Below are 22,614 nucleotides of genomic sequence, written 5' to 3'. Positions count from 1 at the left end.
AGGTCGTGGTCGACCACGGGACGATCGTCGACGTCCGGCCCTGCCGCGCCCGGCCCGAGCACCATCTGGTCGCGCCCGGGTTCATCGATCTCCAGGTCAACGGTCACGACGACGTCGACCTCGCCACGGCCGACGAGGTCGGGTGGCGCCGGATCAACGGTCTCCTGCTCGAACAGGGCGTGACGTCGTGGCTGCCGACCCTCATCTCGGCGCCGTTGGAGGTGCTCAGCGAGCGAGTGGAACGTCTGCGCGGCTTCATGGCCGTCGACGCGGGTCCGGATCCGGTCGGCATCCATCTCGAGGGCCCGTTCCTCGGCGCAGCCCGCGGCGCCCACCCCGCCGACGGTCCGATCGATGTCGACCTCGCCTGGCTGGACGCGCTGCCGACCTCGGTCCGCCTCATGACCCTCGGCCCCGAGTGCGGGGGAGTCGTCGATGCCATCGCACGGCTCGACGGTCGGGGAGTCGTCTGTTCACTCGGCCACACCACCGCCGACGCGGGCCAGACCGAGAGGGCGATCGATGCCGGCGCACGGCTGTTCACCCACGCGTTCAACGCGTCGGGCGTGCTGCACCAACGCGAGCCCGGCGCGCTGGGTGTCGCGCTGAGTGACGACCGGCTCGCCATCTGCCTGATCGCCGACGGCATCCATGTCGACCCACGGGTGCTCCGCCTCGCCTGGCGGGCCAAGGGGCCGTCCCGGATCGTGCTGGTCACCGACGCGACGGGGTGGCGGGCGGGTCGTCTGGGCGACGCGGGGGTCGCGCTCGTCGACGGTGCCCCGCGGCTCGCCGATGGAACCCTCGCCGGAAGCGCCCTGCGCATGGACGCCGCCGTTCGCTATTGCGTCGATGTCGTGGGGATCGCTCTCGTCGACGCACTGGCTGCGGCCTCGACGAACCCGGCTCGCGTGCTCGGGCTCGACGACCGGGGGTCGATCACCCCCGGTCGTCGAGCCGATCTCGTGGCGCTCACCGACGCGCTCCAGGTGGAGGTCACCTGGAGCGCCGGCACCCCGACCGAGGCTCAGCCGGCCGGGCTCGGATAGTCCGGCGGGTCCTCCGACTCCGGCCTGGTCACGTAGCGATCGATGGCCCCTTCGGGATCGAAGACCTTCGAGTCGGTGTCGGGCCACTCGCCGGGCAGGTAGCGGATGCCGCCGTCGACGTACTGGTAGACACCGGGTCCCTCCCGGTCGAGCTCGTCGGTGCCGATGGTGTCGGGATCCCACCACACCTCGGAGACGTCGTCGATGCCGTTGACGTCGGGAAGGATGTCGTCGGGCCAGAGCCCCTTGTCGCTGCCGAAGGAGATCGAGGGTGCGGTGATCGCTCCCCGTCGCGTGGGCGCGGCGTTCATCATCGTGTCGGCGAAGCTCTCATGGGTGAGGTCGGGCCCGGTTCCCTGCAGCAGGGCGAACGTGAGCGATGCCTGCCACTGGATCCCGATGGTGTCGCCGGCGGGAGGCGGCTCCCCGTGGAACCACTCGTAGAGGAAGTAGTTGCCACCCACCTCACGCGCGATGGGTACCGACGTGTTGCTCATCCCGAACGCGTGCGCCCACTGCTGCTGGTCGTAGGTGCGGCCGAACACCGAGGTGTCGACCAGTGTCGTGCCCGACAGGACCCACTCCGGGAAGTACTCCTGTTCGGTCGCCGCGATCGTGAAGTCGCGCGGCGCGATCGGATCACCGGCGAACACGATGCTGGTGACGCCGGCACTCTTCAACGACGCGATGATCGTGGTCGCCTGCTCCTGGAGGGTCAACGGGTCGAGCTTGTAGGGGATCAACGGGTCGAGGGTGACGCCGTACTCCTCGGCGAGGAGGTCCCGGAAGTTCTCGGCCACCTGGGTCGAGACGTCGTCGGTCTCGAGGTAGAGGTAGCCGAACGAGCGTTCCTGGTCGGCGAAGTCCGGGCTGTGGATCGCGTTGCGGCCTGCCAGTCGCTTGCCGATGTACTCGGCCAACAGGATCCGGCTCTGTTCGGCGGATTTCGTGACGGTGTGGAGATAGGGGTAGTTCTCCTGCGCGGTCGCGCCGCCGAGGCAGTTGCACATGATGCCGTTGGCGGCGAGGGTCTCACCGAAGACGTTGAGTTGGAGGGTGGGACCGCCCCACACCATGAACGGCTGGTAGTCGCGGGCGATCGTCTCGGCGTCCGCGATGGCTGCGACCTCGTCGTCGCTCGTGCCCGTCGCCGCGTAGCGGACCAGTTCGACATCGCGGCCGTAGGTCTCGAAGAACGAACCGTAGAACTCGGCCAGCCCCACATGGGTGTCGAAGACCTCCTCGGGAGTGTCGTCGTTGGCGATGGGGCCGGTGATGTAGTCGAGCACGGGATCGACCTCAGGGGCGGTGTACACGACGATCGTGATCGTGTCGGCGGTGACGCCGGTCTCGGTCGCGCCGCCGTTGTCGCCCTCCCACGGGACGACGCACTCACCGGCGAAGAAGTCGGGGTACGCATAGGTGCCCCGGTCGGTGTCGCACTTGTCGCCCCAGTCGAATTCCCCGGTGAGACCGACCGCGTCGGCCTCGGTCCACGAGACCCGCCCGTCGGCCGTGATCGCCTCCATCGGATCGCCGGAGACGGGACCCGACGTCGTGGTGTCGGGATCGGTGGTGTCGGGATCGGTGGTGTCGGGGTCGGTGGTGTCGGGGTCGGTGGTGTCGGGATCGGTCTGCACGTCGCCGTCGCCGTCGTCGCCTCCCGACAGTACGAGCACGGCCACGACGATGACGACGATCAACGCGATCGCACCGAGTGGCCCCCATCGCCTGAGTTGTCGGCCCAGATTGGCTTCTTCGACGTCGGTCATGTCATTCCCCCACTGTCATCGGATGTCGTCACGTACCCCGTTCCCCCGAACGGGCGATCACATCCTCGTTCGTTCCGAGGTAGGACGCCACTACTTGGGGGTGGTGCAGCACATGGTCGGCCGTGCCGTCGGCGATCACGGCGCCCTGATCCAGCGCGATGATCCGGTCGGCGACGGCCGAGACGAGCGGCATGTCGTGTTCGATGACCAGCATCGCAGCACCGAGCTCGTCACGGATACGCGTGAGCACCGGGGCGAGCGCTTCGGTCTCGCGCTGGGCGATCCCGCTCGACGGTTCGTCGAGCAGCACGACCTGCGGCGCATGAGCGACGACACACGCGAGGTCGACGATTCGTCGTGAGCCGGTCGACAGTTCACGCAGGAACTTGTGGCGGAACGCGCCGAGCCCGAGGAGTTCGATGAGCTCGTCGACTCGCAGCCGGACCTTCTCCTCGGCGTCGTGGACGTTGGGGAGATAGAGCATCGCGGCGAGTGCGCTGCGAACCTCGATCTCCTGTTCGAGCGCAACGGCCATCGCTTCGGCGACGGTCAACGACGGGAACAGTCGGGCGTCCTGGAACGACCGCCCCAACCCCCGTCGGGCTCGTTGGAACGGTGCGAGGCCGGTGACGTCACGACCGTCGAGGATCACCTGGCCGTCGTCTTCGGGCGTGAATCCGGTGACCACATCGAAGAATGTGGTCTTCCCGGCGCCGTTCGGACCGATCAGGCCGATGATCTCGCCTGGCTGGACTCGGAGGTTGACGTCGTCGACCGCTCGGATGCCGCCGAAACTCCGCGAGAGCTCGATGGTCTCGAGGATCGGCGGTGCGTCGGCATCGAAGCCGGGCGAGGGGTCGACGGTGGCGCGGCGAGGCCGATCGTGAGTCCTGCCGACCGATTGGCCGACCGCGGCACCCGCGCCTTCGAGGAACACAGAACGCAGCACGTCGGGGCGGTCGAGCAGCTCGGCCGTGGGTCCGTGGAAGCGGATCTCGCCCTTCTCCATGAAGTAGGCCGTCTCTGCGATCGTGAGGGCGACGTTGACCGACTGATCGACGAGGATGATCGTGACGCCCTCGTCTGCGAGCTGGCGCAACACCGGGAGGAGCTGTTCGACGATCACGGGCGCGAGCCCGAGCGAGAGTTCGTCGACCATCAGGAGGCGAGGTCGGCCGAGCAGCGCCATGCCGATCGCCAGCATCTGCTGCTGACCTCCGGACAGATTCGCCGCGGGTTCCTCGCGTCGCGTGTCGAGCGCGGGGAACAGCTCGTAGACGCGTGCGGCCTCGGCCGCGAGTCCCTCCGGATCGCGGCGACGGAGCCAACCGGCGACGTCGAGGTTCTCCTGGACGGTGAGTGACGGGAAGACTCCCTGCCCGCCGGCGACCTGGATCACCCCGCGTTGGGCGACCTCGTTGGGGGGCGCGAAGGTCATCTCCCGGCCATCGAAGATGATCGCGCCGCGGTCGGCTTCGACGACGCCCGAGATCGACTTGAGCAGGGTCGACTTGCCGGCCCCGTTGGTGCCGAGGAGGGCGACGATCTCACCCTCCTCCACCTCGAAGTCGATGTCGAAGAGGATCTGGACGTCGCCGTAGGACACGTTGAGCCCGCGAACCAGGAGCAGCTTGCTGCGGCCCGCTCTCCGCTCGCTGGCGACCTCGGCCCGCGCCGCTGCCGTCTGCCAGACCTGGGCGATGTCGTCCTTGATCACGAGTCCCGCGGTGGAGATGACCAGTCCACCGATGAGATAGACGGGCGCCATCATGCCCATGCCCCAGCGGATGCCCCAGGCATCACCGATCGCCCCGATCAACGGAAGCACGATGAGACCCGGCAGGATCCACAGCGAACCGATCGAGAAACCGAGGGCACGGGCCCGCGGTGGGATCGCCATCGACAGGACCGCGAAGATCGTCGGGACGAACATCGCGTTCACGAGTGAGGCGACGGCCGCCGCACCGGTGGCCACCCACCAGACCGGGGCGCTGGCGAAGACGACCATGATCCCGGCGTTGAAGAACGCTGTGACCGCGAGGAAGCGAAGGACGAGGCCCGGGTCCCGGGCCATCAGCCGTGTGCCGATGCGGGCGCCGATGACGAGCCCGATCAGGCCCGCCGGCTCGACCGCGGCGGCAAGCACACCTCGGGCCCGCTCGTCGAAGCCGAACACCTCGTCGTAGAGCAGCGAGGCGAACGTGCCGAAGCCGATCAGCGATGCGGCGAGGAAGGGGAGTGCGAACCAGATCCGCTTCAGGCTCTCGATCTTCCACATCATCCGCCACGCCTCGGCATAGGACGGTGCGTCCTCCTCGGTGGCGATGGCCTCGTCGCTCGCCCCCATGGCGCGTCGCTCGTGGGCGCCGCGGATGGGTTCCTTCATCCGCAGGCCGAGGAGGACGAGGACCATGGTCGGAATGGCGAAGATGATGAACGGCCAGCGCCAGCCGAACTGGTAGGCGACGAGGCCGGCGACGATCGGGCCGACGATCTGGCCGACCACATTGGCCGCACGGTGGAACGCGAAGACGTTGTTGCGGTGCTCGGGCGCGTAGTAGTCGGCGATCAGCGAGTTGTGGGTGGGGTCCACGACGGCCTTGCCGATCCCTGATCCCGCTCGGGCGACGGCCAGGGCCCACAACACCCATGCCAACCCCGTGACGAAGGAGAAGACGGCCCAGATGGCGGCACCGATGAGCGTCAGGCGGGTTCGCGAGCCTCGGTCGGCCAGCTGGGCGATCGGGACCTGGAGAACCAGTGCCGCGGCACCCACTGCGGCGACGATGCCGAGCACGCCGGTGAGGTTGAGGCCGAACTCCTCACGGATCTCCGGCAGCAGCACACTGAACGCGGTGCGATCGAGCTCGTCGACCGCGTTGAGGCCGAAGAGGATCAGCAACGGATAGACGGGTCCGCCGCCGGTGATCCCGTCGAGGGTCCGGGCCGGATGCGCGATGGCGCGGGCGATCGGGCCGATACGGCTCATGTCGGCTCCTCAGTGTCCGGCAGTGGATCGACGCCGAGGACGGCCGCTTCCTCGGCCTTCGTCGGCGCGACGTCCGCCAGCAGGCTCGGCACGATGATGCCGCGCTGCGTGGCCACCCAGCGCAGCCACTGATCCCGTAGCCAGTAGAGGAGGCCGCCGATGCCCGACGGCACCACGAGGAGTACGACCAGCACGCCGACCCCGGTGGCGAAGAACACCCACTCGCCCGGCAGGAACCAGCCCATGCCTTGGAGGTAGACGGCGCCGATCACGCCGCCCGACAGACTGCCCAGGCCGCCGATCACGCCCATCACGAACACCTCGATGCTGTCGTTGGGCTCGAAGCTCGTCGCGGTGTAGATCTTGAGGGTGTAGGCGTACAGCCCGCCGGCCACCGCGGCGACCGCCCCCGAGAGTGCGAAGCCGGTCAGCTTGGCCCGCAGCGGGCTGATCCCGAAGGTCTGCGCGGCCGCCTCGTTCTCGCGTAGCGCGAGGAGTACCCGACCCGTTCGGGTGCGGCGCACGCCGCGAACGGCGACGAGCACAACCGCGAGCCCGACAACGGCGACGTAGTACATGCGGGTGGGGCTGTCGATGTCGAGCCGGCCGAAGAGCGGCAGGCGTTGGAACGGGCTGTCGTGGACCCAGGAGCCGACCCAGAACTCGTCGTTGAGGAAGTAGCTGGTGGTCGCCAGCGAGAAACCGAGCGAGGTGACCGCGAGGAACAGGCCCCGTTGTCGCAGCGCCGGAAGCCCGACGACGACCGCCACCACCGCGCCGACGGCAGCCGAGGCGAGCAGCGCGAGGATCAGGTCGACGTCCCACTCGTGGCTGAGCTTCGACGTCACTGCGGCGCCGACCGCCACGAACGCCATCTGCCCGAGCGACACCTGGCCCGCCCACCCGGTCAGGACGATCACCGAGACGCCGATGATCCCGAACACGGCGACCGCGGTGGCCTTGATGAGGTCTGCGGTGCCGAGGAAGAGGGGCAGTGAGAGGGTGCCCGCGGCGAGGATGAGGGCCAGCGCGGCCCTGGTCGCCATCACCTCCGGCACGCGACGCAGCTCCGGCGGTACGTCTCGGATCTCCTCGGCTGCTTGCCAGGTCGAGGTGTCGTCGGCATCGGCCCGACTGTCGCTGCGGCCGACCAGCGAACGCACCAGGAGGGCGACGATGATCACCCCCGCGAGCACTGCGCCGCTCTCGGCCGGACTGCGATTGTTGGCGACCATGCTGGTCTCGAGGACACCGAGCGCGACGGCGCTGGTGGCGATGGCCGGGAGATTCGTGAGGTTGCCGAGTGTGAGCGCCGCCAGCGCGCGGAGGAGAACACCGAACGAGAGGGCGGCGCCGACCGGCAACCCGAGGATGCCCGCCCGGAGCCAGATGGCGATGAACGCGAGCGTGGTGGCGATCGACCACACGATCGTGTGGAGTCGGCGCACCGGCACGCCCAGGAGGCCGGCGAGATCGGCGCGCTCCGCTGCGCCCCTGATCGCCGTGCCCATGACCGTGCCGCGAAGGAAGAGGGCCACGGCGGCCATTGCCAGCGGGGCGACCACCCAGGCGACGACGTCGTCCTCGCGGAAGATGATCGACTCCACCTGGAATTTGAACTCGACGGGGAAGTGCACCTTCTGTGAACGCGACTCGGCGTCCCAGAGGTCGGCCATCCAGAACGCGAGGAAGACGAGCAGCTGGCTCAGACCGAGGGTGACGACGGTGAGGATCAGCCGGGCCGATCGGAAGAAGCGCCGGATGACGATGAGTTCGACGAGCGCCCCACCGACGATCGCCACCGCGAGTCCGGCGAAGAAGCCGAGGAAGTAGTTGAGCCCGGTGACGGCCACCAGCATCACGCCGAGCAGACCGGGGATGTAGCCGAGGTCGGCCTGGCTGAAGTTCAGCACCCGGTTGGCCCGATAGATGAGGGCCATGCCGACCGCGATCAACGCGGTCAACAGGCCGATCGTGGCGCCCTGGAGGATGAACCCGAGATCGGTGCGGAACAGCACTGTCTGTACCGCCAGGACCGCTGCAGCCGGCCCGAGTGTCGCGACCATGGGGCCGACACGCTCCTGCAGACGGTCGGGCAACGACGGGACGTTCACGCGACGGGCACCCCTTGTTCGACGACGACGTACTGCCGATGCGGATCGTCCTGCGGGATGCGCACCGGTTCGGCGCCGGCGGCGGGATCGCCGTCGAGCTTCACCGCGCCGTCCGGGGCGTACTGGAGGATGTAGGTCTTGCGGACGGCGTCGGTCGTGTTCGGGCCCGTGAGATGGGGGGTCAGCGAGGAGAAGACGACCGCCCCGCCCCGACCGACGGGGGCCGGAATCGCATCGGCATGGTCGGCGAAACACTGAAAACCCAGCGGGTCGACATAGTCGTGGAGGAGGGTGCCGCCGCGGTGGAGGCCGGGAACCACCCACGGGCAGCCGGCTTCGACCGTCGCATCGCTCAGGGACAACCACACGGTGAGGTACTGCTGTGGCTCGACGAACGTGTACCCGTTGTCCTGGTGCCACGGGAACCGTCGGGGTTTGTCGGGCTTCTTGTAGACGATCTGGTCCCAGTAGAGGCGGACATCCGGGCCGATGAGGTCGTGGCACAGCCCGGCGATCGCGGGGTGGGCGCTGAGTGCCCGTGCCGCCGCGGACCGGGCGACCGCATGCGGCGCGAAGACGATCGCCCCCGACTCGGCGATCGAGAGACGTTCGTCGGGGAGCGTCTTCAGGGCCGCGTCGACCTCCGCCTCGATCGCGTCGAGTTCGGCGGTCACCGTCGTGAGTGTGTCGTCGTCGATGAGGTCCGCGACGACGAGCCAGCCCTCCTCGTGGAACTGGTCGATCTCCGGCATGGTGAGGAAACACGGAGCGGTCTCCGCCCTGGTCCAGGCGAAGTCGACGTTCCAGGGATGGGACTGCACGGGCGTCACTCTTCCATGATCGGTTTGTGCGGGCCAGACCATGTCGGGTTCCGCAGTGGCGTAGGCCCTTCGACCGGGGCCGTGTGGGCCGAATTGCCAGTGCCCGGCAGCGGTGGCGGGCGAGTACCATCACCATCCGTGACGACAGGATCCGACACCACCCCCGTCGCGGCGGGCAACGTTCTCGACGAGCTGATCGCCGAGCGCGGTCACCTCGTGATCGACGGAGCGATGGGAACCGAGCTCTTCGCTCGTGGCCTTCCCCCTGGTGATGCGCCGGAGCGCATGAACCTCGACATGGCCGAGGCCGTCCAGGCGGTCCACCGTGCCTATGTCGAAGCCGGGTCCGACATCATCTTGACCAACAGCTTCGGCGGCACGAAGTTCCGGCTCGCGCTCCACGATCTCGACGACCGGGTCGTCGAGATCAACGCGGCTGCTGCCCGCAACGCCCGTGCCGCCGCCGACGAAGCCGAACGCCGCGTGCTCGTGGCCGGATCGATGGGGCCCACCGGGGAACTGATCGTCCCGCTGGGCTCGCTCGAGCCGGCCGACGCGCAGGCTGCGTTCGCCGAACAGGCGGAAGGACTCACTCAGGGCGGCGCCGATCTGCTCTGGATCGAGACCATGAGCTCGCTCGAGGAGATCGAAGCCGCGATTGCCGGCGCCCGTCAGGTCAGCCACCTCCCCGTCACCGTCACCCTGAGCTTCGACACCGCCGGGCGCACCATGATGGGGGTCACCGGCACACTGGCCGCCGAGCGGCTGACCGAGCTCGGTGTCGCCGCGATCGGTGCCAACTGCGGCAACAACCTCGCCGAGACCGAAGCCGCCCTCGCCGAGATCCGTGCTGCGACCCACGTGCCGGTCATCTCCAAGGCCAACGCGGGCATTCCCGAGTGGCACGGTGCCGAGCTGTCCTACAGCGGCTCTCCGGAGGTCATGGGCGCCCATGCGCATCGTGTGCGCTCCGCGGGCATCGAGATCATCGGCGGATGTTGCGGCAACTCTCCGGCGCACGTCGCGGCGATCCGCGGTGTGCTCGACGGAACGATCCCGGTTCCCGACGTGGAGGTCGCGCTCGCTCCCGAACGCGCCTCGGGCGACGGCGCCGCCCGCCGCGCTCGCCGGCGTCGCGGCTGACCTACTCGGCGCCCACCCCCGCATCGTGCAGGTGGTGGATGGGATCGTGGATGAGGTACGTGGCGAAACTCGCGATCGTGAACTCGGCGCCGTCGCTGCGTACTCCGGTGCGGTCCCACTCGTCGCCTTGCACCTGATCGAAGCGATCGGCCAGCGCAGTCGACGCCGCGAGTAGTTCCTCGGCGACCACCGCCGGGTCGGCCTCGTGATAGCGCTGCGTGATCGCGGTCTCGTCCTGGTCCCAGTTCGGATAGTGCGGGTCGACCTCGGTGAGCATCATCTCGAGCCGGGCCAGGTAGAGCACGTGGACGTCACGCACGTGGCAGGCATATTCGAGCGGCGACCACACCGCCGGTGCCGGGCGCGTCCGCACGTCGGCCGACCGCAGGACCTCGAGCCACTGTTCGGTGTTCTCCCGGATCATCGCACCCACGCCGACGGGATCGACCGAGGAGGCCCAAAACCCGCATTCGGCGCAGGGAGTGTGGAGGACCCAGGTCCAGTCCTTCTCATCAGGTACCGGTGTGTCAGGAACCGGCGTGTCGGGAACTGGGTGGTTGCTCATCGGCGCCATCCTTGCCGATCAGGATCCGGGGGTGCGAGCCATTTCGATCTACGGTGCACTCGTGTCATCGGAGCTCGAACTCGCAGCGTCGCTCGGCGCCATCACCAATCTCGTCCACGGCTTCATCTACTTCGCGCCCGAAGCGGCGACGGAGTACGCGGCGCTCGGTCTGGCGCCGGAGCACCAGTACTTCGCCAGTCGGGCCGCACCGATGGGCCCGGTCCCCGCCGAGGTGGTGATCGCGACCTTCTTCAACTTCAACCCGGAGATGGTGCGGCACGCGATTCCCGCTGCGTGGGAGTCGGCGTCGCCTGCGGCGATCCAGGACGCCCGCATGCGCGCTGCGTCGGCCGTGCTGGCCCGATGCTGCGCATCCGTCGAGGCGGCCGCCGTGGCCGAGGCCGGCGAACTCGCCGCGGCGATGCTCGCCCCGCTCGGCTACGAGGGGAAGCCGCTGGCCGGCGCCAATCGGGCCGTCTCCGAGCCGGATGACCCGTGGGCGCTCCTGTGGCAACGCATCACGATCCTGCGCGAGTGGCGCGGTGACGTGCACGTCGCCGCGCTGACCGCGGCGCCGGTCGACGCGGTCGAGGCACTGATCCTGCATGCCGCCACCGATCAGGTGCCCCGGGCAACGCTGGTGTCGACCAGGCAGTGGCCCGACGACCGTTGGGCTGCCGGTGTGGCTCGCCTCCGATCCCGCGGACTCGTCGATGCCGAGGAGCGCTTCACCGATGAGGGTCGGGCGTTTCGTGACGACATCGAGCACCGGACCAACGTGGCGTGCATCCCGATGGTCGATGCCGTGGGTGTCGACGAGGCCCGGCGCTTCGTGGAACTCCTCAAGCCGATCCGCCGGGGTCTGCTCGACGGTGGCGCGTTCGCGATGATGGGCCGATGACCGCATCCGACCGTTCCGCACGGGTGATCGGCGCGATGTTCGCCGGGGCCGGGTCTGCGCACTTCGCGCGACCCGACTTCTTCGAGGCGATCGTTCCCCGCTGGTTCCCGAATCCGAAGTTCGCCAACCAGGCCTCGGGCGCCGCCGAGATCGTCTGTGGCTTGGCAATGTTCCCCCGACGGACCCGCCGATGGGCGGCGTTCGGGCTCCTCGGCATCCTGGCCGGGGTCTTTCCCGCCAACGTCGACATGTATCTCCACGATGTCGACATGTCACCGGGCGACGACGGGCGCATGGAGCGGGTCGAGAACGCCGAGGGCGTCCGGACGCGCAATCTCGTCCGACTTCCGGTTCAGTTCGTCTTCGCGGCGCTGGTGTGGCGTCACACCCGCCGCGTCTCTCTCACACAGGATGTGTCCGCATGACACCGAGAATCTCTGTCACACCGAAGATCTCGATGACCCTCGTCACCTTCTCGGCCGACGACCCGGGAGGGTGGGCGCACCTCACCGCCCGGGTCAAGGCGGCCGACGCGGCCGGGCTCGACCGGATCGCGGTGTCGGATCATGTGGCGTTCGGGGAGCGACTCGATGCCTATGGCGACCCGAAAGCGGGGGGCACGGCCGGTGGCAAGCAGCCGACCGGGCCCGACGGCCACTGGCTCGAACCGCTCACGACCATCGCCCATCTGACCGCGGTGACGACGCGCCTGCGCTTCACGACCAACATCCTCCTGGCAGCGCTGCGGCGCCCGGTCGTGCTCGCGAAGATGGCGTCGACGATCGACGTGCTCAGCGGCGGCCGTCTCGACCTCGGCGTCGGGGTCGGGTGGCAGGCCGAGGAGTACGAGGCGGCCGGTCTGGACTTCGCCGACCGCGGCGCCCAGCTCGATCACACCCTCGAGGTCATCCAGACGTTGTGGCGTGAGGAACGGGCATCGATCAGCTCCGACCGGCTCACGTTCGACGGCATCCACCAGATGCCGAAGCCCGTGCAGCCCGGCGGTGTCCCGATCTGGGTGAGCGGCACCGTCAATCCCCGTTCGATGCGGCGCCTCGCCCGGTTCGGACAGGGGTGGATCCCGTGGGGCCCCGACGCCGCCGATCTCCCTACCGGCATCGAGAAGATGCGGGCCGCCGTGGCCGCCGAGGGTCGCGATCCCGACGACATCGAGGTCGTCGCCAACCTGCCCATCGCGACCGACGATGCGGGTGTTCCCGATTTTGCCGGCTCGATGGCCGGTGTCGGCGATCTCGCCGCGGCTGGAGTCACCGACTTCCGGGCGATGCTGCGCCTCGCGCCCGATGCGGCCGACGCCGAGGAACGAATCGCGGAGATGGTGGCGGCGTTCCGAGCCGCCACCTGACAGTCGTCGCCGACCGCTACCAGGTGTCGATGTGGGGGCGGGGCATCCGTTCGGGGTCGGCGGGTGTGCTCCGCAGGAGGTTCACGATCCGGCGGCGGGTGTCGGCCGGGTCGATGACGTCGTCGACCTCGTGGTGCGCAGCGGCGTTGAGGGCCTTCGATCGCTGGTACATCGCCTGCACGCGCGCGTCGAATGCCGCCGCCCGCTCGTCGGGATCCTCGATGGCCTCGAGTTCGCGACGCGCCCCGAGGGTCACGGCGCCCTCGATGCCCATGCCGCTCACCTCGCCGGTCGGCCAGGCGACCGTCATCAGCGGGGCATGGAAGCTGCCGCCCGCCATCGCCTGGGCACCGAGTCCGACCGCCTTGCGCAGCACCACGGTTGCGAAAGGGACGCGGAGGCTTGCCCCGACCACGAACATGCGCCCGAAACGGCGCACCTGCGCCTGCTTCTCGGCCTCGGGACCGACCATGAACCCGGGCGTGTCACAGAGGAAGAGGAGCGGCAGTCCGTGTCCGTCGCACAGCTGCATGAATCTCGATGCCTTGTCGGCGCCGTTCGCGTCGATCGCTCCGCCGAGATGCAACGGGTTGTTCGCGAGGATGCCGACGGGCCGGCCCTCGATGCGAGCCAGCGTGGTGATCATGCCCTCACCGAATGTGGGCCTGAGCTCGAGCGGCGAGCCGACGTCGGTCATCACGCGGATGACCTCCCTGACGTCGTAGGCGCGTTTGCGGCGCTCCGGAACGACGTCGCGCAGCTCGGCCTGGTCGGCGCAGTCCCACGTCTCGACCCGGCCCTGGAAGAACGACAGATAGTGCTTCACCGCGGCGACGGCCGCGGCGTCGTCGTCGACCAGCACGTCGATGACCCCGTTGGCCGTCTGCACGTCGACGGGTCCGATCTCCTCGGGAGCGAACACACCCAGACCGCCGCCCTCGATCATCGCCGGCCCGGCCATGCCGAGGTTGGCGTCGGGGGTTGCGATGATGACGTCGCAGACTCCGGCGAGTGCCGCGTTGCCGGCGAAGCAGCGTCCGGAGACGACGGCGACGGTGGGGACGAGCCCGCTCAGCCGTGAGATCGCCGCGAACGAAGGGACGGTGAGCCCGGCGACCGTCGGGATGTCGGTGTCGCCGGGTCGACCACCGCCGCCCTCGGCGAACAAGACGAGAGGGAGCCGCAGCCGTTCACAGATGTCGAAGAGCCGGTCCTTCTTCTGGTGGCCCCGGTAGCCCTGGGTGCCGGCCAGCACGGTGTAGTCGTAGGACATCACGGCGCAGCGGCTCGTCTCGTCGGGGAACCGATCGCCGTTGATCCGGCCGATCCCGCCCACGATCCCGTCGCCCGGCGTGTTGGCGATCAGGTCGTCGCGTTCACGACGCGCCGTCTGCGCGGCGTACATGAACGAGCCGTACTCCTCGAAGCTGCCTTCGTCGACCAGGTCACGGAGGTTCTCGCGAGCGGTGCGTCGCCCGCGGGCGTGGACCTTCGCGACGGCGTCGGGTCGGGCGGTGTCGTCGAGCATCGCCCGTCGTTCCCGCAGCTCGGCAAGATCCGCACGCTCCCGGTCGGTGTCGGGGTCGGCGTCGGGGTCGGCGCGGCGGGTGGTCGGCGACCGCGGCGTGATCGCGCCGGCGGTCACCGTGGCGATGACGGCACCCTTGGCAAGGACGTCACCGACCTCGGTCTCGATCGTCGCCACGATCCCATCGGCGTCCGCGTTCACCATCTGCTCGATCTTCATCACCTCCACCACCGCGAGCACGTCGCCGGCGGCCACCTCGTCGCCGACGGCGACCCGCAGCTCGACGATCGTGCAGTCGGAGGGCGCAGCTGCGGCGTGGGTGTCCATCGCGCGGAGTCTCGCGGAGGGTCGACTCGCGTTCCAAGACGACCTGATGCCGGTTCGTGTCCGATTTTCTCTAGGCTGACGACGCCAGGCTCACTTTGAGTCCGGCGGTAATCGAAAGGAATGCCCAATGCCGACGGGCACAGTGAAGTTCTTCAACAACGAGAAGGGATACGGGTTCATCTCCCGGGAAGACGGCGACGACGTCTTCGTTCACTTCTCCAACATCGACGGCTCGGGTTTCCGAACTCTCGAAGAGGGCCAGAAGGTCGAATTCGAGGTCGGTCCGGGCCGCAAGGGCGACGAAGCCCTCGGCGTGAAGGTCATCTGAGCACCTGATCGTCCGCCTCTCGAAGGTACGAAACGGCACCCCGGTCCGGGGTGCCGTTCTCGTTCTCGGCCGAGGTCGCGGACAACACCGGCGGCGACGGTCCTTCACTTCGACCCGTCGCTTCCGACGGGATGGTCGTGGATCCCTTCGCGCGCACCAGCTCGACCGACGAACGTGTCGTCGACCTCGCTGCCCGTGTCGCCCTGGCGTGGTCTGTCGTCTATCTGCTGTGGCGCGCCGTCTTCACCCTCGGCGGCGCCGACGCACCGACCGCGGCCGTCCTGTTCACGGCCGAGGTTCTCGCCGTCGTCGTGTTCGCGGCACGGGTCCACTCGGCTCGCGACCAGCCGATCGAGGTCGTCGTGTCGCCCGGCGCACCGATGCCCGACATCGCGGCAGTCATCGACGCGACCGGGACATCGGTCGACGAGCTCCGCACCACCCTGGTCGCCCTGCGTCGTGTCGCCGGAATCGATCGGGTGTCGGTCGTCGACGGCGACGACTCGCGGCGACTGCGTACCGTCGCCGAGCGTCTCCACGCGACCGTGGTCGACCCGTCGACCGGGTTCGACGAAGCGGTGATGTCCTCGGGGACGAGCTGGGTGCTCCTCCTGCGGTCCGGCGACCTTCCGATGCCGGACCTCGTGTCGGTTGCCGCGGCGCGTTGCTCGTCGCCCGACATCGCCGTCATCCAGGTGGGGATCGAAGAGGCCGATCCCACGTCCTTCGAGTACGACCCCGACGGGCACTGGTCACTCGAGCCGTTCGAGCAGCAGGTCGTCCGGCCGCGGCTCGCCGCCCGGGGATCGGTTCCCTGGTACGGCGACGGTCCGGTGCTGGTGCGGCGTAGCGCGCTCGCCCGGTTGGACTCGGTCGGCGCGGGCCACATGCTCGACGATGCACGAAGGGTCGGGCTCGACGTGATCCGCAGCGGCATGATCGTGACCCACCTGCCGCTGACCCTCGCCCGGGTGCGGGGGCCGCACGGCCTCGGTGAGAGCCTGGCCCGACGCCATGGCCGAGCCGCCCGGGCGTTGCGGGCCCTCGGTCCGAACGATCTCCGGGGCATTCCGCGCCCGGCGCAGCTGGCCCACCTCGAGGCCCTCGTGCCCACGATCGCCGCCCTGCAGCGGGTGCTCCTCGTCGCCGGCGCAGTCCTCACCCTGGCGTTCGGCCGGGTGCCGATGCACGCGTCGGTGCCCGTTCTCGCCGCGCTGGCCGGCCCGAGCTACCTGCTTCGGTGGTGGGCACACCGTCAGTTCGGCCGGGGCCGTCTGGGACCGTTGTCGATCCTGCGCAGCGACCTGCGCTCGCTCGGCGTCGATCTCATGCCGCTCGGCAACCTCAGCCATCGAGCGAACCGAGCCGGGCTGGGGGCACTCGTCGCGATGATTCTGGTGCTCGACGTCGCCGTCATCATCGGGGCCGTCTCCGTGTGGCGGGACTGGACGAACCGTCTTCCGGTGTCCGCTGCCGTGATCGCCTTCGCCCTCACCCTCGGATTCCTCGCCGTCGCGATGGAGGTGTTGTTCGATGCCGTGGTCCGTCACCAGCGGCGGTCGAACCAGCGGGTGCGGCTCGGCCTGGTCACCTGCCGCATCGAGGAGATCGAGGGTCAACTCGTCGACCTGTCGACGGGCGGTGCCGGCATCGTCGTGCCCGCGACCGCCGACAGCATCCCGGATGTCGACGATGTCACCACCGTCGCGTTCCGGATTCCCGACGCCGACGGCGCGTGGCGCAACGTCTCGGCGCTGGTCCGGATCGCCCACCGTCATGCCGACCCCGAAGGGGGCGTCCGGCTCGGGTTGGCGTTCGACGACCCGACCGACGCGCCACTCGATCCGGTGATCGAGTTCCTCACGATCGACCGGCGGCTCGTCGCCCTCGGGCGTCACGAGGCGGCCTACGGCTGAGGTCAGAGGTCGACCGGCGATCCGCCGGCGGCGGCGCTCCGTCCGGCCGCCCGGGTCAGCGAGGTCACGCCCAGTCCCACGTCGAGTGACGGCCAGGGTTCGCTGCGCCCGTCGCAGACGGCGGCGAAGCGCCGCATCTGCTCGACGAAGCCGAGCGCGACGAGCGGGTGTTCGTCGCTCGTGGCCACGGCGCGGCCGTCGAGTTCGAGGGTGGGGAGCGGCCACAGCCCGATGGTTGCCACCCCCGTGGCACTCGCCGCCTCGAGCTCGGTGAATGCGTCCGGGGTGTACTCGTCGCGGTCTGATCCGACCCACTCCAGCGCGGCCGTCACCGTGCGTCCGTCGGTCAGGGTGACGCTGGCCGTCGCCTGGGCATCGTGGAGCGTCGCGGCAACCGACAGCGCAGCTGCGCCGCCCGCCATCAGTAGTACCGGCCACGCCCCGGCGAAGGGTTCGGAGAAGAGGTCTGTTACGTGATCTCGGCGGATCGCCCGGCCTCGCAGCGCGAGGTGGTGGACATCGCCGAGGTCGGCGATGGCCCGCAACCCCTTCTTCACGGTGGGGGCGTGCAGGAGGTTGACGGCCGTCATCGCCCTGGGACGACGGGCGGTCACCCGCACGGGTGACTCGACGAGGACAGGCAGATCCTCCGGCACTCGATCGAGGATCTCCGGGGCCGCGTCGGGGTCGACGGCGATCACGAGACCGTCGGCCCGCGCCACCATCTCGGCCAGATCGAGGTCGGGTACCCGCGCCGCCTCCGCCAGCGGGCCGGCGCTTCCCGGGCGCCCGCCGACACCGACCAGATCGACGCCGGGTACGGCGATCGCCGCCTCGGCGTGGAGTGTGGCGGCCCGCCCCCCGCCGACGATCGCGATCCTGGTCACGTCGACATGTTCGCACCTCGATGCCCTGACCGCCGTCTCGCGGAGGCGGCCAGTACCGTTGGTGCGGTGCGTGGGCTCATCGGTCTCCTCCGATTCGCAACGGTGATCATCGGCGGCGGCATCGCCGTTGCGTTCACGCTCGCCGCCCTCGGGCCCCGCATCGTCGAGATCTACGGCGCCAACGAGTCGACCGCCGTCGAGATCAATCTGGAGGAGTTGGCGCTGCGCACGATCGTCTACGACGCCAACGGCGACGAGTTCGATGTGCTGTACGGCGAGCAGAATCGACAGCTCGTCGAGCTCGACGACGTGAGCGCGGCAATGATCGAGGCGGTCATCGCGGTCGAGGACGAGGGGTTCTACGAGCACACGGGCATCGATGCGAAGGCGATCGCCCGTGCGTTCATCCGCAACGTCAACGCCGGCGGGATCGAGGAGGGCGGCTCGACGATCACCCAGCAGTTGATCAAGAACGCCGTTGTGGGCGACGACCAGGACGTCGATCGCAAGATCGCCGAGGCGGCGCTGGCACGGCGACTCGAACGCCAGTTCACGAAGGACGAGATCCTCGAGAAGTACCTCAACACCGTCTACTTCGGCGGCGGCGCCTACGGCGTCGTCGCCGCGGCGGAGATCTACTACGGCATCACCCCGGCCGAGCTCGACTATCCGCAGGCGGCCATGCTCGCCGGCCTCATCCAGAACCCGTCGCGCTTCGATCCGACCCTGAACCCGATCGCGGCACGCGACCGGCGCGACGTCGCGCTTCGTCGTCTGGTGGCGACGGGCGACATCACCGAGGAAGATGCCGAGCGCTATCGGGCGGTGCCTGTCCCGACGACCCGCTTCGTGCCGTCCGAGTGGCAGCCCGACAACTACTTCATCGAAGAGGTTCGCCGTCGTTTGCTGGAGGACCCGCGTCTCGGCACGACCGACGAGGAGCGGGCCGAGGCCCTGTTCAGCGGCGGCCTTCGGGTCTACACGACCTATGACCCCGCCGCCTACGACGCGGCGAGGGCGGCCGTCGACCGCTTCACCCCCGACGACGACCGGGGCTTCGTCGCCGCGCTGGCATCGGTCGAACCGGGAACGGGGAAGGTCCGGGCCATCATCGGGGGGCCGGGGTTCGATGTGCCGGGCTTCGGTGAGTTCAACATCGCGACCCAGGGCGGCAGACCGACAGGTTCTTCGTTCAAGGCGTTCGTTCTGGCCGCCGCGATGGAGAAGGGGATCGTTCCGTCCGATCAGATCAACGGCGCCGGCCCGTGCGAGTTCGACAATCCGGGCGGGAGTCCCGATCCGTATCGAGCCACGAACTTCGGTGGAGGCAGCTCCGGCTCGGTCCGCACGGTCCGCAGTCAGACGTTGTCGTCGTCGAATTGCGCCTATCTCCGGCTCGGTCAGATCGTGGGCCTCTCGAACGTGGCCGACACCGCCCGGGCGCTCGGCGTGACCGCCGATCTCTCGTCGCTCCCGATCTCGATGCCGCTCGGGCCGCTCGACATCACACCGCTCGACATGGCGACCGCGTACGCCACGTTCGCCAATGACGGCCTTCAGGTCGACCCGATCTTCATCGAGCGGGTCGAGGACCGATCCGGCAACATCGTCTTCGTCAACGAGCCGGACCCGTCTCGGGCGATCTCGACCCAATCGGCCCGGCTCGTCACCTCGGTACTGGAGGCGAATGTGCGCGGCGGCACCGGCACCGGCGCACAGATCCCGGGCCAGACGGCGGCCGGCAAGACCGGTACCGGCCAGTCCTTCAAGAACGCATGGTTCGTCGGCTACACGCCCTATCTCGCAACGGCCGTGTGGATGGGGAATCCGTTGGCCGAGGTGGAGATGCGAGGCGTTCGCATTCCCGAGCTCGGCTACCGCAGCGGCGTGACCGGCGGCTCGGCTCCGGCCGCGATCTGGCAGGCGTTCAACGAGTTCTACCATGCCGATCTCGAACCCCGATCGTTCGATGCTCCGGCGCCGACGAGGCCTGGCGAACGGCTGCGGACCGACGACGAGGAGGACCGCTACAAGCAGCTGGTCGGCAGCCCGTGTGGCGACAGCTCCAGCGAGGTCGACGAGGACGAGGACGGGGTCGTCGATTTCTGCGAGGATTCCGGCTTCGTCTTCGACCCCTCGATCGGACGGTGCCCGACACTGCTGGTGCCGTTCGACGAAGACGACGACGGCAAGTTCGACACCTGTATTCCGCCGACCACCACGACGACCACGACGACCACGACGACGACCACGGAACCGCCACCGACGACGGATCCACCCACGACGACCTCGACCACCACGACGACGACAACAACAACGGAACCACCGACGACTACGACGACGGTTCCACCGACCACGACGACCTCAGGCTGAATGACCGCACACCCGCTCCTCGACATCCAACGACTCGACACCGAAGGGGACCAGCTCCGGCACCGCCACGCGACGCTTCCCGAACGCGAGGCGCTCGCCGAAGCGGCCGACGAGCGACTCCGGCTCGAGCGCCAGATCGAAACCCTCGGCGTGTCTCGGGTCGAGGTCGCGACGCGTCAGAAGCGGCTCGAGGACGAGGCGCAGATCTTCGCGACCAAAGCCGACCAGGACGACAAGCGGCTCTACAGCGGTGAGGTCGGCATGAAGGACCTTCAGCCGCTGCAGGAGGAGATCAAGGGTCTTCGCGAACGGCAGGCCGAACTCGAGGACCGTGCGCTCGAGGCGATGGAGGAGGCCGAGTCGCTCTCCGATGAACAGGCGACTGCCGAGGCAGCGCTCGAGTCGGTCGCCGCCCGGATCACCACGCTCGAAGCGGAGTTGGCGTCGAGCGAAGCCGAAGTCGACGCCTTGCTGGCCGATGTCGTCGCCGCGCGCGCGGCCGCGGTCGCCGAGGTGGGCGAGGCCGACCTCGCCGAGTACGAACGCCTTCGGCCCGGCTTCGGTTCGGCGACGGTCGTCGGGTTCGATGGTGGCAACTGTGTCGGCTGCCCGTCGACGATGCCGGCGATGGAACTCGACCGGATGAAGCATGCCGACGCGGGGGCCGTGCTCAGCTGCAACGAGTGCGGTCGCATCGTCATCACCTGACGCGTCGGATCGGTTTGTTCGTTGTTCTTCTTCTTCGTGGCCGCCGCAGTGCTCGCGGTGCTGTTCGTCTTCGACAGCCCGGCGATCGACTATCGCTTCGTCGCGCTCGGCGGCGTGTTGCCACTGGCTGAAGCGTTGAGCGGCCGACCCCTGCTCCTCCACACGCTGCTCGGATCAGTGGGGTTGATGGCGGTCGTGATGGCGCTCACGGTGGGCCGCCGCATTCTCCGACGGCGACTGCTCGGCATTCCGATCGGCACCTTCGTGTTCCTCGTCGCGGCGGGCACGTGGACCCGCCGTGACCTCTTCTGGTGGCCTGTCGGCGGCCTCGACGGCATCGCCGAACGTCCGCTTCCCGAGTTCGACCGTGCCCCGGTCGTGCTCGTGCTGCTCGAACTCGTCGGGATCGGAGCCTTGGTGTGGTTGGTGCGTCGGTTCGATCTGACCCGACCGGAGCATCTCGCCGAGCTCCGACGCACCGGTCGACTCCCGAGGATGTCCTGATGCTGATCCTGGTCCGCCACGGCCGCACCGAGGCCAATGCCTCGGGCGAGCTTCTGGGCCGTCGTGACCCCGGTCTCGACGAGACGGGCCGTCTCCAGGCCGCCGCGATCGGGCGCGCGCTGGAAGGAGTCGATCGGGTCATTTCGAGCCCGTTGCGCCGGTGCCAGGAGACCGCCGAGGCGATCGGCCTCCCGGTCGACACCGACCAGCGATTCATCGAGCTCGACTATGGCGCGCTGGAAGGAACCCCGGTGGCCGACGTGCCCGCGTCGACGTGGGCGGCCTGGCGGGCCGACACCGGCTGGCGCCCCGAGGCCGGGGAGAGCCTCGACGACCTCGCCGCTCGTGTCTGGCCGGCGCTGACCGATCTGATCGCCGAGGCATCGACCCGTGATGTGGCGGTCGTCAGCCATGTCTCGCCGATCAAGGCCGCCGTGGCGTGGGCGCTCGGTATCGGCATCGAATCCCAGTGGCGGTGCTTCGTGCAACAGGCGTCGATCTCCCGCATCGCGGTGGGAGGACCGGCACCGTCGCTGCACAGCTTCAACGAGGTGCACCACCTGGTATGAGAGAGTGGTCGCATGTCGTCACGCTGGACGGTTCCAGAGGACGAGGTGACGCTGCGCTACATGGCGTCGGGAGGACCCGGCGGTCAGCACGCCAACCGGTCCAACACCAAGGTCGAGGCGGTCTTCCGTATCGCTGAATCGACGTCGATGCCGGCGTTTCTGAAAGAACGGGTGTCGGCCAAGCTCGGCGAGGTCATTCGGGTGACCGTCGACGACGAACGGTCCCAGTACCGCAATCGCCAACTCGCCCTGGAGCGGATCCAGGCCCGTGTCGATGCGGCGGCGAAGGTGGAACGTCCCCGCAGGGACACGAAGCCGACCCGGGGGAGTCAGCGTCGGCGTCTCGACGCCAAGCGCAAGCGCGGCGATGTGAAGCGACAACGGCGCCGACCGTCGACAGAGGAGTGAGCCGTACGGGTCAGCGAAGCGTGCCGGTCAGCGGTGCTCGAGCCTGATACAGCGGCCGGCGGTGACGGTCGATGAGGCGCTCGGCTTCGAGCGCATCGGCCGAGCGGCGGACGGTCTCGTGCCCCGCTCGTGCAAACTTCGCGATCTCGCGTGAACTCATCGGAAGGTCGCGATCGAGGAAGACCAGCGCGGTGGCCACCTGGCCGGTACGGCGGGGGAGTCGGCCGGCGTGGAGTTCGAGTACGGCGATGTGTTCGAGCCAGCGAAGCGCCTCGACCGGCAGTGGGTCCGGAGGGTGCACGGTCCCGGTCGTCTCGGTTGCGCCATCGTGTGGATCGTTCATCAG

Annotated in this window: 20 protein-coding genes; 12 read left to right on the top strand and 8 right to left on the bottom strand. The window is 69.0% G+C overall.

Translation table 11 applies throughout. The annotated features are described in order from the left end of the window. The first annotated feature begins 5 nt into the window (after nucleotides 1–5). The gene (locus R2707_05240) at nucleotides 6–1,049 is read left to right on the top strand and encodes an amidohydrolase family protein (GenBank protein ID MEZ5244483.1); all 1,044 of its coding nucleotides are present in this window, start codon (nucleotides 6–8) and stop codon (nucleotides 1,047–1,049) included. Here the strand turns inward: R2707_05240 and R2707_05235 are convergent. The 4 genes from R2707_05235 to R2707_05220 are packed head-to-tail and all read right to left on the bottom strand — an operon-like array spanning nucleotide 1,028 to nucleotide 8,745. Beyond that, nucleotides 1,028–2,821: a hypothetical protein gene (locus tag R2707_05235; GenBank protein ID MEZ5244482.1), complete on the bottom strand. Its 1,794-nt coding sequence runs from the start codon at nucleotides 2,819–2,821 to the stop codon at nucleotides 1,028–1,030. The two genes, R2707_05240 and R2707_05235, sit on opposite strands and share 22 nt — an antisense overlap. A 28-nt stretch (nucleotides 2,822–2,849) precedes the next feature. Continuing rightward, the gene (locus tag R2707_05230) at nucleotides 2,850–5,810 is read right to left on the bottom strand and encodes an MFS transporter (GenBank protein ID MEZ5244481.1); all 2,961 of its coding nucleotides are present in this window, start codon (nucleotides 5,808–5,810) and stop codon (nucleotides 2,850–2,852) included. Beyond that, nucleotides 5,807–7,876, bottom strand: coding sequence for an ABC transporter permease (locus R2707_05225; protein MEZ5244480.1), 2,070 nt, complete (start codon nucleotides 7,874–7,876; stop codon nucleotides 5,807–5,809). Before R2707_05225 ends, R2707_05230 begins: the two co-directional genes overlap by 4 nt. 44 nt (nucleotides 7,877–7,920) lie before the next feature. Continuing rightward, complete coding sequence (locus tag R2707_05220) at nucleotides 7,921–8,745, bottom strand: phytanoyl-CoA dioxygenase family protein (GenBank protein MEZ5244479.1); 825 nt, start codon at nucleotides 8,743–8,745, stop codon at nucleotides 7,921–7,923. A 138-nt stretch (nucleotides 8,746–8,883) separates the two neighbouring features. Between R2707_05220 and bmt the strand changes: the two genes are divergently transcribed. Beyond that, complete coding sequence (bmt, locus tag R2707_05215) at nucleotides 8,884–9,888, top strand: betaine--homocysteine S-methyltransferase (protein MEZ5244478.1); 1,005 nt, start codon at nucleotides 8,884–8,886, stop codon at nucleotides 9,886–9,888. 1 nt (nucleotide 9,889) lies between these two features. On the opposite strand, the gene R2707_05210 is transcribed toward bmt, so the two are convergent. After that, nucleotides 9,890–10,453 (bottom strand): DinB family protein, encoded by a 564-nt coding sequence (locus R2707_05210; protein ID MEZ5244477.1) that lies wholly within the window; start codon nucleotides 10,451–10,453, stop codon nucleotides 9,890–9,892. 61 nt (nucleotides 10,454–10,514) lie between these two features. Between R2707_05210 and R2707_05205 the strand changes: the two genes are divergently transcribed. From R2707_05205 to R2707_05195, 3 genes are read left to right on the top strand one after another with little or no spacing between them, the layout of a single operon-like run. Beyond that, complete coding sequence (locus R2707_05205) at nucleotides 10,515–11,354, top strand: hypothetical protein (protein ID MEZ5244476.1); 840 nt, start codon at nucleotides 10,515–10,517, stop codon at nucleotides 11,352–11,354. After that, a complete protein-coding gene (locus R2707_05200; protein ID MEZ5244475.1) occupies nucleotides 11,351–11,779 on the top strand; it encodes a hypothetical protein in 429 nt (142 codons plus the stop codon). The genes R2707_05205 and R2707_05200 overlap by 4 nt, the downstream gene beginning before the upstream one ends. After that, nucleotides 11,776–12,720, top strand: a complete 945-nt coding sequence (locus tag R2707_05195) for a TIGR03619 family F420-dependent LLM class oxidoreductase (protein MEZ5244474.1) — start codon at nucleotides 11,776–11,778, stop codon at nucleotides 12,718–12,720. Before R2707_05200 ends, R2707_05195 begins: the two co-directional genes overlap by 4 nt. 16 nt (nucleotides 12,721–12,736) lie before the next feature. Here R2707_05195 and R2707_05190 read toward each other — a convergent pair whose 3' ends face one another. Further along, nucleotides 12,737–14,575 (bottom strand): carboxyl transferase domain-containing protein, encoded by a 1,839-nt coding sequence (locus R2707_05190; GenBank protein MEZ5244473.1) that lies wholly within the window; start codon nucleotides 14,573–14,575, stop codon nucleotides 12,737–12,739. Between the two features lie 127 nt (nucleotides 14,576–14,702). On the opposite strand from R2707_05190, the gene R2707_05185 reads away from it, so the two are divergent. Then, on the top strand, nucleotides 14,703–14,903 hold the full coding sequence (locus tag R2707_05185) for a cold-shock protein (protein ID MEZ5244472.1): 201 nt from the start codon (nucleotides 14,703–14,705) through the stop codon (nucleotides 14,901–14,903). Between the two features lie 137 nt (nucleotides 14,904–15,040). Further along, nucleotides 15,041–16,819 (top strand): PilZ domain-containing protein, encoded by a 1,779-nt coding sequence (locus tag R2707_05180; protein MEZ5244471.1) that lies wholly within the window; start codon nucleotides 15,041–15,043, stop codon nucleotides 16,817–16,819. A 2-nt stretch (nucleotides 16,820–16,821) separates the two neighbouring features. On the opposite strand, the gene R2707_05175 is transcribed toward R2707_05180, so the two are convergent. Next, nucleotides 16,822–17,706 carry a hypothetical protein gene (locus tag R2707_05175; protein MEZ5244470.1) on the bottom strand — a complete coding sequence of 295 codons (885 nt, stop codon included), beginning with the start codon at nucleotides 17,704–17,706 and terminating at the stop codon, nucleotides 16,822–16,824. 66 nt (nucleotides 17,707–17,772) lie between these two features. Here R2707_05175 and R2707_05170 point away from each other — a divergent pair, with 66 nt between their 5' ends. Genes R2707_05170 through arfB form a run of 5 tightly spaced genes read left to right on the top strand, consistent with a single transcriptional unit; the run spans nucleotide 17,773 to nucleotide 22,268 of the window. Continuing rightward, nucleotides 17,773–20,079, top strand: a complete 2,307-nt coding sequence (locus tag R2707_05170) for a transglycosylase domain-containing protein (protein ID MEZ5244469.1) — start codon at nucleotides 17,773–17,775, stop codon at nucleotides 20,077–20,079. Beyond that, complete coding sequence (locus tag R2707_05165) at nucleotides 20,080–20,787, top strand: hypothetical protein (GenBank protein MEZ5244468.1); 708 nt, start codon at nucleotides 20,080–20,082, stop codon at nucleotides 20,785–20,787. Nucleotides 20,788–20,808: 21 nt separating this feature from the next. Then, entirely contained in the window at nucleotides 20,809–21,291 is a 483-nt protein-coding gene (locus R2707_05160; protein MEZ5244467.1) for a hypothetical protein, read from the top strand. Next, on the top strand, nucleotides 21,291–21,860 hold the full coding sequence (locus tag R2707_05155; protein MEZ5244466.1) for a histidine phosphatase family protein: 570 nt from the start codon (nucleotides 21,291–21,293) through the stop codon (nucleotides 21,858–21,860). The genes R2707_05160 and R2707_05155 overlap by 1 nt, the downstream gene beginning before the upstream one ends. 12 nt (nucleotides 21,861–21,872) lie before the next feature. Beyond that, nucleotides 21,873–22,268: an alternative ribosome rescue aminoacyl-tRNA hydrolase ArfB gene (arfB, locus tag R2707_05150; GenBank protein ID MEZ5244465.1), complete on the top strand. Its 396-nt coding sequence runs from the start codon at nucleotides 21,873–21,875 to the stop codon at nucleotides 22,266–22,268. Between the two features lie 10 nt (nucleotides 22,269–22,278). Here arfB and R2707_05145 read toward each other — a convergent pair whose 3' ends face one another. Continuing rightward, complete coding sequence (locus tag R2707_05145) at nucleotides 22,279–22,611, bottom strand: hypothetical protein (protein ID MEZ5244464.1); 333 nt, start codon at nucleotides 22,609–22,611, stop codon at nucleotides 22,279–22,281. Nucleotides 22,612–22,614 lie beyond the last annotated feature (3 nt).

It is taken from the genome of Acidimicrobiales bacterium, from assembly GCA_041394245.1.
In the GTDB taxonomy this organism is placed as follows: Bacteria; Actinomycetota; Acidimicrobiia; order Acidimicrobiales; family Aldehydirespiratoraceae; genus JAJRXC01.
The sequence above is the reverse complement of the archived record's forward strand: the minus strand, read 5'-3'. Positions and strand labels throughout refer to the sequence as shown.